The 15,264-nt window shown below is 40.2% G+C and carries 11 protein-coding genes; all 11 read right to left on the bottom strand.

The window, feature by feature from the left end:
* Positions 1-209 precede the first annotated feature (209 nt).
* Entirely contained in the window at positions 210-3,509 is a 3,300-nt protein-coding gene (locus DWZ47_RS17025; protein WP_117513912.1) for a glycosyl hydrolase, read from the bottom strand.
* A gap of 124 nt (positions 3,510-3,633) precedes the next feature.
* Positions 3,634-4,251 (bottom strand): RloB family protein, encoded by a 618-nt coding sequence (locus DWZ47_RS17020; RefSeq protein ID WP_117513910.1) that lies wholly within the window; start codon positions 4,249-4,251, stop codon positions 3,634-3,636.
* A 2-nt stretch (positions 4,252-4,253) separates the two neighbouring features.
* Positions 4,254-5,465: an AAA family ATPase gene (locus DWZ47_RS17015; RefSeq protein WP_004325956.1), complete on the bottom strand. Its 1,212-nt coding sequence runs from the start codon at positions 5,463-5,465 to the stop codon at positions 4,254-4,256.
* Between the two features lie 196 nt (positions 5,466-5,661).
* A complete protein-coding gene (locus tag DWZ47_RS17010; RefSeq protein WP_117513908.1) occupies positions 5,662-6,558 on the bottom strand; it encodes an AraC family transcriptional regulator in 897 nt (298 codons plus the stop codon).
* Positions 6,559-6,610: 52 nt separating this feature from the next.
* Positions 6,611-6,994 carry a DUF4469 domain-containing protein gene (locus DWZ47_RS17005; protein ID WP_117513906.1) on the bottom strand — a complete coding sequence of 128 codons (384 nt, stop codon included), beginning with the start codon at positions 6,992-6,994 and terminating at the stop codon, positions 6,611-6,613.
* Between the two features lie 41 nt (positions 6,995-7,035).
* Complete coding sequence (locus DWZ47_RS31035) at positions 7,036-7,272, bottom strand: hypothetical protein (protein ID WP_233525066.1); 237 nt, start codon at positions 7,270-7,272, stop codon at positions 7,036-7,038.
* 2 nt (positions 7,273-7,274) lie between these two features.
* Positions 7,275-7,808: a hypothetical protein gene (locus DWZ47_RS17000; RefSeq protein ID WP_233525065.1), complete on the bottom strand. Its 534-nt coding sequence runs from the start codon at positions 7,806-7,808 to the stop codon at positions 7,275-7,277.
* A 35-nt stretch (positions 7,809-7,843) separates the two neighbouring features.
* Positions 7,844-10,150 carry a DUF4906 domain-containing protein gene (locus tag DWZ47_RS16995; protein ID WP_117513904.1) on the bottom strand — a complete coding sequence of 769 codons (2,307 nt, stop codon included), beginning with the start codon at positions 10,148-10,150 and terminating at the stop codon, positions 7,844-7,846.
* A gap of 28 nt (positions 10,151-10,178) precedes the next feature.
* Positions 10,179-12,665, bottom strand: a complete 2,487-nt coding sequence (locus tag DWZ47_RS16990; protein ID WP_117513902.1) for a fimbrial protein — start codon at positions 12,663-12,665, stop codon at positions 10,179-10,181.
* Positions 12,666-12,686: 21 nt separating this feature from the next.
* Entirely contained in the window at positions 12,687-13,658 is a 972-nt protein-coding gene (locus DWZ47_RS16985) for a FimB/Mfa2 family fimbrial subunit (RefSeq protein WP_117513900.1), read from the bottom strand.
* Between the two features lie 3 nt (positions 13,659-13,661).
* Positions 13,662-15,248, bottom strand: coding sequence for an Mfa1 family fimbria major subunit (locus DWZ47_RS16980; RefSeq protein ID WP_117513937.1), 1,587 nt, complete (start codon positions 15,246-15,248; stop codon positions 13,662-13,664).
* Between the last annotated feature and the right edge of the window lie 16 nt (positions 15,249-15,264).

Here is a 15,264-nt window from a genome sequence, read left to right as displayed (position 1 = left end):
ACCTGCGCAAATCGCAGAAATAGAAGCGTTTAACCGAAAACTTTCATCCGTTACGGTAGTAATGGGGTGGTAACTGAACTCCTGCCGCATTTGGCTTCAAAGTGGCTTTCAGTTGCTTCCTTACCACACAAAAACGAAGCGTAACGAACACTGTTTCAGTGCCATTCGCTACGCTTCGCTCAAATTTGTCTTCTCGCCATGTGTTTATTTTATTCTGTGGTAGAAAAACTCAAAGGTCCGAGTAATCCTGCCGGAAGTAACGTTTTTTCTGCCCTGCGATATTTTGCATTAGTCCAAATGCCATCAAACGGCGCTTTTCCTTCATCAGCTCCTGTCAGTGCATTCGCCCATGTATTTGTAACCTCTATTTCAAGCTCATTAATTCCTTTTTTCAAGGCACCTGTAATATCTGCACGATAAGGAGCTGTCCAGATTGTGCCACAATCTACGCCATTCACACGAACAGTTGCCAAATTATAAACTGTTCCCAGATTCAGATAAATCTGTTGGTCTTTATTCGGTTTATTTTTCCAGCGAAAAGTGGTTTTATAGGTCGCTGTCCCCGAATAATAACGTATCTGTTCGTCCGATTCTTGGCTCCAGTCGAAAAGTTCTTTTCGTGTGAGCGTTTTTTTGTTAGCTGCAAAAGTTATAGTATATTCCTTTGCCTCCAAAGCTATGTTTAAAGAGGCTTTGGCGGTGTCTTTTTTCTCCTTTTGCAGTTGGAGAGAGGACTCTCCATAGCCTTCATCTACTCCCTCCGCAGGATATACGATGAATACGGACTCGTTAGGAGCCAATGTGAGAGTAACTTCCGTCCGGTTTCCGTTGATACGATAAGAAGGATGAATATTCATCTCACCCGTCACCGGATTCCAACATTCCGGTTTCTTACCGTTAATACGCATACTTGCAGTAAACGTGCGTGTTTCGTTCTTTTGGTTGGCTACGAAATAGAGTTCGCCAAGTTCGCCACAACGATGCGTCCAGGCAATATCTTCTGGCACAATCATGTCACGTTCCAGACCATACACGGAAAAATCTTCTTCTGTATATGGTAAAGAAGGAACCAAAATGCCAGCTTCTTTTAATTCATTGATTTTCTTCTGCACTTCCGATGACAATACAGGTTCGGGATTCATAGGACGCGAAAGAGGCAGTACCAACACTTTATAACTTGCTCCACCCGGCAACGTTATTCGTCCGTTTTCGGCTTTCGCCAAACGAAGGATTGCATCTTTATTAAAACTATCGTATGCATATCCACGAAGCGGATTCACCCATTTCTCCGGATCAGCCATGTTGGCTGAATGAGTAACACCTATCGGGCGTACACGTAAAGGCTGTCCCTCATTGGCCAGACGGATGCGTTCACTTTCCACTCGTTCCGCACCGAAGATTCCCGGCAGAGAGGGAACCAATCGTTCCGGTAATATCGAACGCCTCGGCACTTCTTCACCTGTAAAGACTGCGATGTCTGTTACCGGATGCCCATATTGCAATAACGACTGACAACGGGTAGCATATTCGGAAAAGGCTTTTGCCCCTTTATCCCACCAGGTCTGATCCCGTTGGAAGAAAAGTCCGATGCCATCCAATGTCATGCCGGGCTTGCGGTCCAGCCAGGGATTATGTACATATACATGGTAGAAAAGGCGGTTGATTCCTAATGCGTAATTACGATCCAACAAGGCTTTCAACATTCCGGGGGATTCATCCCACGTGCCACGCACTTCGGTGAATCCTTCAGCCTGAATTATATTCTTTCCGTAGATATGTGCTCCGCTAATAGCGTCGAGCATATCATTCGGTTTGTCATGTGTGGGACTGTTCAACCAAAATTCACCCATCGGAAGATCTACTTTTTGATAATGTAGTAGACCATCGCTTACCATCGTCGGAGCTACACATTCTGCCGAGAACTGGCAATCATATTCTTTCGCACAGTCCGCCAATACCTGATAGAACACATCTACGACGAGTTCTGATATGGTAGTACGTACGTCTCGCAGAATCTTTTCACTTTGTTCGACACTTTCCATCGGAATACCTGCCAATAGAGGTAGATAAGGCATCAAATCGTAGCCACGACGTTTCTGAAATTCAATAGCGAAACGTTTATTCCAGTTTTGGCTGCCACATTCCCAACTGTCGACATGCATATATTTCAGTACGCGACGAGCTATTTCGGGATTAGTCTTTGTAAATGCCTGCGCAAACCAGTTATCGAATTGCTTCCGTACCGTTTTCGGGTTAAACTTATCACATTCCAATCCTTTTCCACCTCCCGCTGTCGCATTGGTATGCCCGGTAGCTGTATGTCCCATGCGAAGTAATTTCCATTTTCCTTTGGGGAGAGTGGCGGTCAATGTTTTTCCATTCGAATGACCGGTATATTGCTTTGTTAGATTGATGACTTGTGAAAGTGAATAGCAATCCTGTTTCCCGACTTCCTCTTCTTTAGTCGCTTGAGCAACACGCCATACCAGTCCGGCTTTTCCTTCCCATTGGTTCAGACGGGCTTCCCGGTGCAGGCGTAATTCTTTTATTTTCAGATTGGGCTTCCATTTGGCAGCATCCATATCTTCACTTCCCGGTTCGCTTCCTTCAGGAGTCCAGTAGAAACGGAAGAAACGGGCAGTAGTCGGAGGAATACTATGAGTTGAGTTCTCATCCGTATTCTGCCATCCCTGACGGGCAGGGACCAACTGCTTAACCAAACGATAATTCACTCCGTCGTCACTGGCCATTACTTTCAAGCGGTGTGCCTGATAATTATTACCATTTAAAACGATTTCGATGTTCCGGCAAGTGAAAGGTTGTTCGTATTCATACTGGATATAGCATGGATAGGATGAACGGATCACTCCCGCCGCGTCCATATTCACTGTTTGAGCAGCTTTTACGTTTCCTGTCGTGGCTAGATTGACACAGGTAATTTTTGCCTGCATCTCGTCCGCTGCGTCTTCTACCGGCAAAGCGAATAATGCAATATCTTCATAATAATTTTCATAGGCTTCCGGTTGTGGCAAGCGAATAGCCATCAACTTTCCTCCGTTTACAATCGTATCGCTCCAAACCACTTTCTGCATAGATTCTTCGGGAGTAATCCAGGGACCTCCCGCCAATGCAAAACCATCACAAATGTGCATTCCCAATTTCAGCCCCAAACGATCTGCTTCTTCCATGCTGAAACGCACCATCTCCCACCATTCGGGAGTTAGCTGCTGCGCTTTGCCATTGTACTGGGCACCTTCATGAATACCTTTAATCGGCATCAGGTAAGTACCTCCCAATCCGGCATGTTTCATTGCCTCCAAATCGGCTGTAATGCCTTCTTTAGACACGGCACCATACATCCAATACCAAAAGGTCCAGGGTTTTGCTTCATCGGAAGGACTTAAGAATTGATCGCGAAGCGAGCGTGTTTGCTGTGCATCGGCAGGGCATACGGCTGTCCATGCTAATAGAGAAAGTGCAAATATTCGTTGTTTCAGTCGGCTTTTCATTCCAGTCTATATTTTTACTTATAGATAAGACGAAAAACATTCTGTTTTGTACTCACTGTATTTTCCTGACTCAAATTAAATTAAGCTATTTAATTTGTCAGATAGAATTAAAACGATAGTTTATCTATCTCTTCTGTAATAGTTCTTCAAACACTTCAAATACCCTTGAATATGAAGTGTGCGGATTGTTTATATCAATGGAGATGCTACGTGCATGATTTATGGCAGATTCTAGCTTTTCTTTGAGTTGGAGATATAAGTTGTTCTTTGAAAAATACTCAATGCTTTTTTCGTACTTTTCAAGACGACCATTCTTTTTCAACTCTGTAATTACTTCGTTACAGTTACGAAACTGCCGGTCGGTAAAGACAAAGTGTAATAATAGCCAAAATTCAAAGGCAGGATTACTCTCTATGAAATAAATCTCATTTTTGTATGCCTTGATGCATGATGACTTCTCTTTATCATAGGCTTGTTTACGTACATTATCAGCATTGATATAATCCATATCAATCAAGCAAAAAACGACATCAAACTCTTTCGCTAATAGCGATTGAGCTTTCGTTATGATATCACTGTAGTCAGGATGTTTGGGTTTATCAGGTTTTAGGGTAACATTGAACTTCTTCAATAAGTCTTTTTCAACATTACGAAATCCATCAAAATAGAAAAACTCTGTGATTCCTTCACCGATAATCGCATAAGATTTCCGAATTTCTTTTATTCTTTTTTCGCGTGCCATACTTATCGTTTTTTAGAAATAAAAATACCGCCCAGCGTTGGTTTGGCGCCAAATTTCCCTGCATTATATGCATTGAGAAACGAAACGCCATTGCGGATATTGAAGTCATCAAGTGAAAACAGGTCTGTTGAACCATCATCCTTTTTTTCTGTAAACCAGACTACATCTTTACGTAAATCCTCGGTGTCTAATGATTGAAGATTATGCGTACTGAAAATCAGCTGCGAATAAGTCGAATTAACCAAAAATAAGTTGATGAAATGGGCAAATAAATCCGGATGCAGCGAATTCTCAAGTTCATCAACAGGTATGATAGCATTTCTTTCAAGCAATATATTCAGAATAGTTCCCAAACCATAATAGCGCATTGTTCCTGCTGATTCAAGTATATCAGGCAGGTAATGAACAGAAGATGTTCCATTGGCTACAATCGTATGTTCAAATATCAAATCCGTATCTTTTTTATTTTTCTCATTTTGTTGAACATCAAAACCGGATATATTAAAATCTGCACGGTGCAGTAAATCTAATAAAAAGGATTTATTCTCCTTCTCTGCTTCCATTTCTCCTGTTGTCCATGTTTTCAAATCCGTTTGGGGCAAGAGTATAGGCAACCACTGCTTCAAGAAATAGTTATAGACACGTTCTAATTCAGGAAACATAAAGTTAGCTGTAGCATAAGCTGAAACAACACTCATATTACTAAGCGTATTTACCTGCAACTTTTCCTGCTCGGCCACATTGAGTTTGACTTTGCTTCCTAATCGGATATGAGTGATTCCATTAATGGTCTCTCGGGAGAAAATTTCGGCTGGTTGCTTACCGGGATAATATTTAAGTGTTTCTTTTAGGACAGCACTATTATCTACTTCAAGATAATAGAGATGCTTCATATTGTTTACAAAAAAAGTCAATTCAAATACTCCACATTCTTTCTTTGTCGTATCATCCAAGAGAAACGGAGTAAACCCGATAGGTTGCATCTTGTTTATCTTAGGAGAAATGGCTATTTTTCGTATGAAGTCAAGTGCTAGCAACACGTTAGTCTTTCCTGAAGCATTAGCTCCATAGAGGATACCGAGTTTTAATACTTTCGTATCGTTGATAGTGGTACAGTAATATTCTTCTGAAACCTTATCTGCAGAGGCTTCAAAACTTAATATCTGCCAATCCTTAGCTGATCTGAAATTTCTAAATTTAAACTCTAAAATCATACTCCAATATATTAAAAATGCGACTATTTTGCAAATATAGCATTTTAAGCTATTTATTCCACATTTTAATCTATTCTTTTTTTAGCTATAAAAAAAGGTGCACCTCCTTTCCTACTCTCGGAAGAAGGTGCACCACACAAACAAAACAAACAATAGACGACCTTCACAGGCGGTATTTCATATATAACTCAACTAATTATAACTCAAATTCATTTTTAACGTAAATTCTCTCCCTGTATTCAGACGGAGTCATACCGGTATGTTCACGAAAGAATCTTGTCATAACAGAGTTCGACTGGAAGTTCGTGCGTGAGGCCACTTCTTTTATTTCAAGGTCAGAATCCCGTAAAAGAGCCTTTATTTCAAGAAGGGAGTAATCTATAATCCAGTCTTTTGCCGAACGACCGCTCATATCTGTAATTACCATTGTAAGATGCTTGGCGGACACACACATCTTTTTCGCATAAAACGCAACATCCCGACTTACGGTATGAAATTCGATCACCAAACAAAAAAAGTCGAATAAAAGTTTTTCCTTACGGGTGTATTTTACTAATTCGGCAGCTTTCGGATTTCTTTTATAAGACACATATATATCCCAGTAGAAAACACGTAATAACTGCATGATAGACTCCCGTCTGAATAAGTTGCGGGGCAAGTTGATACGAAAAATCAAAATATTGCAAAAGTGAATGAAACGTTGGCACTCTTCATCGTATAGCGGAGTACTGAAATTTTTCCGCATATAGAAAAAGAAATCAAGCGTAGGTATACATATCCCGCTTATTGTATCCATAAACAGGCTTTTGGGTACTTTTAGAAACGTCATTGAAAAGTCACTGCTAATCTCCGTGACAGAAGCCAGCTGAAAAGGGAAAATGACTACCAGATCATTGGAAACAATCCGTCGTTTGTTACCAAAAACATTGAATAACGCACTTCCTCCCGTGCATATCCCATTTATCCCTTCTTCAAGATACATAGGATTTTCATCAAGAGGTAAATCGTCAATTTTAGTATAGACGTTAAACTCTTCTGTTTCCAATATATTATCGAATACTTTATCCTGCTTATATGGCTGGTTCTTTTCCATGGACTGCTATTTATCAATTATGTTGTTTGCCGTTATTTTTATCATACGGATGTCAGTCGTGCCATTTCGATTGAGCAAACTGTACCACCAAAGATATGGGAAAGATGTATAAAAAACTTTCCTTATCTTTCATCAAAATCATCAGTGCCAGGAAATATTCACCTTCATTAATATCAGGAACTGTCATATAAATCTTATCGTCTGAATATTTATGGATATCTTCACATTCTATCAACATTCTGTCATTGACGGAAGAGACAAGATATAGATTGGTACTTTCCCATGTCAGCATATCCAGGTTCTGTCCGGTGATAACAATGGGAGCTTCCGGTGTAATGTTCCCATTACGCCTTTCATTTGAAGGATCATATATTTCTTTGATGACAGGAAACGGCGCTCCTTCAATCATTAATATTTCGGCTTTTATCGTTTTCATTTTGTATGATAATAAGTTACAGGCAATGATTTTGTCTCGATTCATTTTAATGGAATATCTCGAATACAGCGGAGATAAAGAGCATTACCCTTAGAAATAAGACCTGATGTATATTTCACAGTTGTAGGATAAAATTTTATAGACCATGCCGTCCCGCTGCTATTATTTTCTGTTGCCAACCAATAAGCTGTCCCCTTACTATCATTTGACGAAACGTCAAATGGCTGGAAATCGGTCCCTTTGCTTCCGGTTGCTTCTAATCCCTTATAAAAAATCATAATCAAGCTTCCTTCCCGTAATGTAGGTACCCGCCATGTTCCAGGTTCGTCTTTTCCATTCTTTCCACGATACATTGCGCATCCGTTGTGAAATCATTTGTGTTTGCTGTAGCGAGATAACCGTTTGCTGTAGCCCACTTCATTGTTGCCTCTCCCTTATTGTGTCCATCACCATCATTTCCATCGCTATATACAATATCTGGAGAAATGATAAAGTATTCTGATACTTTCCAGACAGTCTTTATTTTTGAATCATTTTCACTACCAGAATGTCGTGTAATCCGTTTTACAAAAACATTTTTACCGTCAACTTGAATGGGATTAGTATTCATGCCGTCTTGGGTGTACTCAAATAATTGAATAGTTTTATAAAAATCAGGGTTCTCACTTCTATTTTCCACCCTGTTTGCCGATAGCTCTTTCGATTTAATGGCTGCATACTTAATTCCCGCTTCCTCATATATTTCTATTTTTTGAGAATACCCTTTTAGCAGGATAAAAAGAGATACGAAGATTATGATTGTTATTCTTTTCATTTTGTTCATTATTTATTTTTTCGTTCATGTTATCATTAATTAATATCAAATGAGATATCTATATCCCTGACACATCTTGAAGAAGTTGTGTTCGCTTTCGTATAAGAATTTACCCCATAAAACCATCTTTTAACCTGATTATTTCCGTCTTCTGTTGTTGCAGCACCAGGAAAGTTATCATTATTTAAAATGCTACCTAGATACATACCGATCATTTGATTGGAGGCCGGGAAATACCATTCCATCTCCTCTTCATCTATTTGCCCGTTTCCATTTTTATCCCTATTTTTGTCATAACAAATTCTCGCTGAAAAGGAAGCGGCCGGATATTGATATTGATAGAGCAATATATATCCAGATGCATCTCTCTGCGGAGTAGCTATTTTTGCGTTATTCCAGGTAAGATTCTTAATATTTTCAGCTAGATTTCTTGTTGCCCCTTTTCCGTAATCCATATTATCGGTTCCGTATGAGTAGGCAGCTGTTTCAACATTATCATAACCATATTGTATTACCCCCATAGTTATGTCTTCTAAATAGCGTGCACTGCGCGCAGATAACCTGTCGTGCACTAGCCCCATCGTATAGTTCCCCTCTGCATCTTTCTCTCCTCCGAAACGTCCGGCATATACAGCAGGGCGCTGATCCATCCTGAATATATGATAAGCTTGTACCGCTTCTCCTCCCTCACCTTCAGTTGTGGTAGTTACCTTAATATATAGGGAACGCTTTCCATCCTTATCGTTTTCACCAGGATTGACTAATTTGCCGTTTTCATCATAAATGTATTCATCATTGTAAAGGTAAAACTTTACTTGTGTAGGAAGTATAGTATTCGCCTTAATAAATGTAGCCAGTGGCTCATCAGTATTGTTGAACGCATCAGTATAGTTAGATGAAGAAGACAGATGAAGCCAACTCTTATCTGAAGAGACTTTTTGGGTACAGAGATTATCCGTATATATCTCAACTTCTACTTTCCGTCCTTGAGTCTGTATGACCATGGGACGTACGTCGTAGGCTGCATCAAAGTCATAGTTTGCACCTGCTTTGTTGTATTTAGTATAATCAAATTTTGCTCCTCCACCAGTGTTTGTATTCTGAGTGGCATGAAACTCCAAATACTGACTGGCGGTGTAAGTTCTAATTCGTTCATCATTTTTTGCCGAGTTTATGTCTGCATTTATGGTAGTACGTAGATTATAAAAATGGTTAGGCTCCACGTCGAAGTTATTGGTATTGTTATTGCCAACATACATTTGGTAAATTGCATATTCGCCAGTCGCTGACGCAATTATCGGGTATGCCCATGCCTCAATCTGCGTACCCAATGGCGGAGCATCACCTGAAGTTTTTTTATCAACTATTTTATAATAACGTTGATTTTCACTAAGAATACTTTCTATCGTCCCTTGGCAATTCTGTGCGACGTACCAAGTTGCTGAATAGAAATTATTGGAATCGGGTCCTTCAAAATCAATCGTTTCAAGTGTAGCATAAGTGTCCTCGGTGGTATTTTTTGGAAGGTTGGCAAGTCGAATCGTACTATTGACATTTAATAATTTCAGTCCTTGTAATTGATAATTTTCCACTTCAAATTTATAGTGTAATGTAATGCGTGCCATTAACCTTCTGATTTCGATGCCTCCAACAAAACCGACAGGTTTGTTATATTCCACTAAACCACGCTTACCATCATCAACGTTTACGACAGTGACTCCCGAAACTTCTCCGGCAAATGGTACCTCGTCATCAGCGGTGATAAGTGATTGGGTATGTCCTTCAATATTAGTTAAATATTTAAAATTCCATTTTTTAAGATCGTCAAGCGTTTCCACCTCACTCATATCATAGTCCAGTTTAGGGCCCAATACAAGCAGATATAATGTCTGATTATCTGCCACTACCAAGGGAACATCTATAGTCGCCATGTCATTAATAGCTGTCTCTACATCACTTAGTTTGTGAGGTTTCCCGTTAATAGAACCATTCTCATGAAACTGGAAAAGCCAAAGATTATGTAATGAGGTTGTACCATCGGACACCCGGGTAGTGGAATTCGTTGCATATTCCTCTTGCTCTTCTTCTAAAATCACCGTAAACGGAGAACCGGTATTGGTTTGGTTTCTAAAAAATGACTTGGTCGCTGCATACTCACCTGCGGATATTGGCTTTACGGCAGGGGGAAGACTGACATTTAGGCTGACCATCACCACTTTGTCGATAACATTCCCTGAACTGAACTCATCCAGTTTATCTTTTGTACAGCCTACGATTATCAATGAAAACAAGGTAGCGCAAACTGTTCGGAAACTCATATTATATTTTATTTTCATTGTCATATTATATATTTGTCATCATACTTTCACTTCAATTCTCATTATTGAATAATACTGTCCCATCTTGTTCAATTTTGGGACTGCCGAGCGAAATCGTTAATCCGCTTTCATATCTTAAATATATGTTTCCTACAAGTTCAATACTACTTGGACTATTGTTTTCCGGAATGGTTATATCAACATTATAGCTATATTTATTCGGTTCGATATCTATTTCAGTACTTGTACATCTTAGTATATTTCCATAAGCAATTTGCAAATACAACTTTCCGGCAGGCAAGGTTACGTCCGTAGGAGTAATGTCAATAGCCGTAGTATAAGAGTGTCCCCCTTGCGGTATATTACCTATGCTACTTAATCCCGTCTTTGCACGTAGAATATATCCGCTTTGCGAAACTGTGAGCATTTTAGTCTCTGTCTTTCCGTCCAACCCAATGCCCTCCACTTTCACTCTGAATGAACGAGATGAAGTGCTTTCTTTACGTTTGACGTATATAGGAATGTTTTGACTGTTACTACCATGAGTTGTATGTGTAGTTTTTCCGGACGCAAATGAGAAATCGTTAAATTCTGTAGCTGTTCCTACATATATTCCATCTGTGACAAGTGTTGCTGTCCAGTAAGGAATATTTGATATAATACCGAAACTGGAATTTTCGCCTGTTTCGGTTCCTTGATAAGTTGGACTACTGATAACACCTATCTCCAGTTGGCTTTTAGGTATCACATTGCGCACGCAACGGATCATATACGCATTTTGCCTGTTCATATTTTCTCTAAGTTCTGAACTTTGCGGATCTCCTCCGGAAAAGTAGAATACAGTGGCATTGCTATCCCAATACCATCCATTAGAACAGTCTCCTCGCGATATACCATCCGTATCCCTATACCTGTTATGTGGAGAAAACAGCCAATGGAATGAAGGGTAACCATGTGAATTATTTTCATTATCTGCTGCCGACTTCAATATTTGATTTTCAGTCGGGGTAGCCATGTGCCATTGCTTATTATCTACAATCCCCAAAGTCTTGATTTGGGATTCGGACAGTCCGGCAAGTTTGCAAGGATCTCCCTTCCCAACTGCTATTTGGGCGGCGGTATTATTTGCAGGTATTTTATCCGTGTCCAAATAAGGGATATCCGCCCATTTCGTGATACTTGAGGGAGCGTATGAGCCCGGATACCAAAGTACATCGTTTAACATATCGGTATTGGCAGGTGGGCTGAACCCCGTACCTGCATCCGGAGAACTGATAGCTATCAGACTGCCGTATTTGAACAAGACATCCTTATATCCCGTCTCCGAATGATATGCTTTCAGTATACCCGAATAAACACTAAAATCATTCCATATATTTACATTTCTGGATGTATCGGCAACCGCGTCATAATCTGCCGCTTTATCACTCACAATGACCAGCCCGTCGATAGGTTTCCAGTTGATGGTAATATCATGTTCCTCCATTGCCACTATTTCCGCATATAACCCCATAGCACCCATACCGGTAATGGTGGCGTATATCTGATAATGGTGGTTTCGTGTCAGATTATGGTTCCCAGGGGGATTCTGACCGATATTCAGTAGATAGATACAGTTCAATACTTGCGTACCTCCGTTTTTAAGCACGCATTGCGCGTCGATTTTAAGATAGGTTGCGTGTGATGCATTTTGAGGGTCGGACAATATATGTTCGGGAATATAGGTAGCGGGAGTTGTTATACAATCCACTCCGTCTTGTATGGTGTAATTATTTCCATCTATTGTATATGTACCATTTTTATCGAGTTCGCCTGTTCCCGGGATAGTAAGGTCATCCGACCAAATATCTTCCGTATATGCCTGCCCTTCTCCTATAGGAGTGGCGACCGGCATACGACATACTTTAACATTCAGTTTGGTTACTTTAAAATCCTCATTCTCACTAGCGATATTTTTAATTGCCATAAAGCTGATGCGGGATACCATACGGTTTACCTTAACCGGCAGTTCCGTCATTGTAATATTATTGATTGTAACTTTAGCATTTGTTCCGTCGCTGCGGGATTCCACATAGGCATGTATCACATTTCCATACATGGGTGGAGGAGCAACGATACCTACGGCAGAGAATGTTACTTTTTCTATTTCATTTTCCAGTGTAATAGCAGCGAGCTTTTTGGCAAGCTCCGATGTTTCATTGCAGATGATATAAATGTTGTTATATCCCCGTGCCGCTCTTATAGAAGCGGTGTATGTGCCATCGATTATGGAAACATCAGAAACGCTGTTGTATACCAGCTCGTTCTTGTCATTAAATACAATTGCACGTACGGAATTTATGGCTTCATCTTCGTTGGTGGTAGCATTGCGCGTCCCCATTTTAATACTCATCGGTATCTTTTCTCCTTCGTAAATACGTGCGCCTGTTACTTCGTTCTCTTTTGTACAAGAGTAAGTAAACAGGGCAAACATTGTCAAAAGCAGGACATTTGCCGAAAATTTTATGTTGATAGTTATATTCATCCTTAATCGTGCCATAATTCCGTTTCAAAAAACGATTTACATATCTGTTGGTTGGAACCAGTAGGTCCAATTATTGATGGTTATACTCAATGCAATGTAGCCATTCTCTTCCTTATCTCCGATTCGAATGTTGATATCCCATTCGTATCTGCGGTCGAGGTATTCTTGATCGCCCATCATTTCCGGTTTGCTCATCAACAGGTAGTCAATAAGGTTTATAGTTGTTTTTCCTCCGATATCTATTGTTTTTCCTGACGCTTTTTCGGTGATAGAAAAAGTCGTGTCAGCATCCTTAATAAACCTAAGAGTATGAAGGCGGGTTTGTAGGGCGGTCTTACTGTCTTCCTCTTCAACTGAACAAGGATGGTAAATTATATTCTTGCTGTTCTCACCTACATTATTTTTATAGTCATAAAAATTGTTTGCAGTTATTAGTTGTATGTCATATTTTGAAGCATCCACCGGATTATTTCCTCGCATAATGCCTATCGTTATATCATTAGTATTGCGCACCAAGCTGACGTTTTCCGTATTACTGATATTTTCCGAAGAAAACATTAATAGAGGACCGCTATGCCATAATGCATCAAGATGGTTGTTACTTGTGTTGTTTTCCGGCTCATATTTCAGCGTTAATTTATTTATTGGATCACCTGTATCCATTGTCGGAAGCTGATAGAATTTATCCGTTTTTCCAGCCCATACAACAGCTGTACAGCCTTTCAAACGATAGGGTATCAGCATACGATAGTCCGGACTTTTTAGCGAATGGCCATTATCAGTAAGTGTCTGTATATATTTTCCTTGCGTATCGAACACGAAAACCTTTACTTCTTCCACCTGTTCGGCGAACCAATCTTCATTTGCCATATTATAGTCATATCGGAATTTTAGAAAGAGGTCACATTGATCGAGGTCGTTATGAAGGACATCGCAACCGGTAATCCCTGCCACCATCAAAGCGGCAAGGATTATTTTGTATTTCTTTATGTGTCTTTTAATTCTCATTTATCAATGCAAATCAACACCTTGTGTCCAGTAAGTCCATGGATTGATAGTGATTTTTACAGAAAGGTAAGCATCTGATTCGTCATCATCAGTTCTCGGAGGTGTAGGATTTTCAGGATCAGACGGATCGGGAATCCACGGTGTTCCGGGACCGCTCACACTCTGAAGGTCAAGGTGATACCAGTTATTGCGCACTACTCCGTATCGGCCTAAAGCCATCTTTTCGGTTACATTCTGATCGTGACGGATCAGGACATCGTAATAGCAAACAGATTCATGATAGTAACGCACGGCACAAAAACGTCCGATGATACCGGTTTTCGCAGTAAGTCCGTTCGCTTGAAGGTTTGTAATAAAATTGTCTATAGTGCTTTGATCGGCATCTCCAGCCACGAGCTTTGCTTTCTTTAAGAATATAGGTAAGTCTGTTTTTAGTCCGCCACTAGGAGTGTTTTTATATTCAGTTTTAAGCTGTTCTAATGTATAATAGTTTCCTTTCCAAGAAAAATAGCTACTATTTTCAGTCAAACTATTAGGAGTGTACTGTGCCTTTACTACCACCTTGGTAGTGAATCCTAATTGCTGTGCCTTAGCTTCCATTGTATTTTCAAGACAATACAGACTTGTTCCCTTACTCTGTGCAACAGCAGGCATCTCCTCACTTTCGCTATCTATATTTTTTAGATAATTGAAAGCTGCATCCATATTAGTTTCCATAGTACTATTATCACTAATATCAGGTTGTTCGCTCTTTAAATAGTTCTTATCCCGACGATAAACCGCTCCAGGCGTGGCATTATCGTAAGTGATAAGTTCGCTATACAGTTTCACACTTTTATTGGTAACGCTTAATTCCCAACCGCCAAAAGTAAATTTGGCACCGTCAGGTTTTGTAGAAAAAGGATTTTTAACCGCAAGTTCTACTTTTGCACTCAATCGATCCACAGAGATTTCTGCAGGATGGTCTTTTGCTTCTTTTTTTGCCGCATCTATTTTGTCTTGGGTATATCCATCCGGCTTATGCACCGTTACTCCCATCAATGCTCCTTCTATGCCAGCTCCTTCGCCTGCACTCGCCATCATGAAATTATCATTGGTAGCGATGTTGGCAATAACTGCTTCAATAGCAGTGTTAATTGCAGACCAAGGTTTACCTTTTACAGCATCCGCAGTTAAATTCCACCCTTTGCTCCCGTCGGTGTAAGGATTGATAACCACAAATACTTTTTTTGTTTTCTCTGGTACTAATTTTGCATCGCTAGCTACAGCTTCCGGGGTCCCTGTTCCACCGGATTCTCCTCCGCTATTCCCAACGGTCAAACCATCAAAATCAGCCACATCAAGGCACACATCATCCTCGTCAAATAATAAAACTTTGACGGCCTCTGCTTTACTTTCCCCAGAACTTCCCGGTTTTTCTTCTACATTCACTGCTCTTGAAGTAGCTGTGTGACTTTGCAGCGAAAGCGACAGATACGCTTTGCCATCCAGTTCACCACCCGGAATATTCCCTTCCCGGGCATCTTCACTACTACAGCCGGCAAATATAAAAACTGCCAATGTAGATAATAGAAAACTTCTTGTTTTCATCATTGTTAAATGTTTA

The sequence above is a fragment of the Bacteroides sp. AF32-8BH genome, from assembly GCF_003435205.1.
Lineage (GTDB): Bacteria > Bacteroidota > Bacteroidia > Bacteroidales > Bacteroidaceae > Bacteroides > Bacteroides ovatus.
The sequence above is the reverse complement of the archived record's forward strand: the minus strand, read 5'-3'. Positions and strand labels throughout refer to the sequence as shown.

Coding starts and splice junctions, on each gene's coding strand:
- DWZ47_RS17025 (WP_117513912.1), bottom strand. CDS start 3,509: ATGAAAAGCCGACTGAAACAACGAATATTTGCACTTTCTCTATTAGCA.
- DWZ47_RS17020 (WP_117513910.1), bottom strand. CDS start 4,251: ATGGCACGCGAAAAAAGAATAAAAGAAATTCGGAAATCTTATGCGATT.
- DWZ47_RS17015 (WP_004325956.1), bottom strand. CDS start 5,465: ATGATTTTAGAGTTTAAATTTAGAAATTTCAGATCAGCTAAGGATTGG.
- DWZ47_RS17010 (WP_117513908.1), bottom strand. CDS start 6,558: ATGGAAAAGAACCAGCCATATAAGCAGGATAAAGTATTCGATAATATA.
- DWZ47_RS17005 (WP_117513906.1), bottom strand. CDS start 6,994: ATGAAAACGATAAAAGCCGAAATATTAATGATTGAAGGAGCGCCGTTT.
- DWZ47_RS31035 (WP_233525066.1), bottom strand. CDS start 7,272: ATGATTTTTTATAAGGGATTAGAAGCAACCGGAAGCAAAGGGACCGAT.
- DWZ47_RS17000 (WP_233525065.1), bottom strand. CDS start 7,808: ATGAAAAGAATAACAATCATAATCTTCGTATCTCTTTTTATCCTGCTA.
- DWZ47_RS16995 (WP_117513904.1), bottom strand. CDS start 10,150: ATGACAATGAAAATAAAATATAATATGAGTTTCCGAACAGTTTGCGCT.
- DWZ47_RS16990 (WP_117513902.1), bottom strand. CDS start 12,665: ATGGCACGATTAAGGATGAATATAACTATCAACATAAAATTTTCGGCA.
- DWZ47_RS16985 (WP_117513900.1), bottom strand. CDS start 13,658: ATGAGAATTAAAAGACACATAAAGAAATACAAAATAATCCTTGCCGCT.
- DWZ47_RS16980 (WP_117513937.1), bottom strand. CDS start 15,248: ATGAAAACAAGAAGTTTTCTATTATCTACATTGGCAGTTTTTATATTT.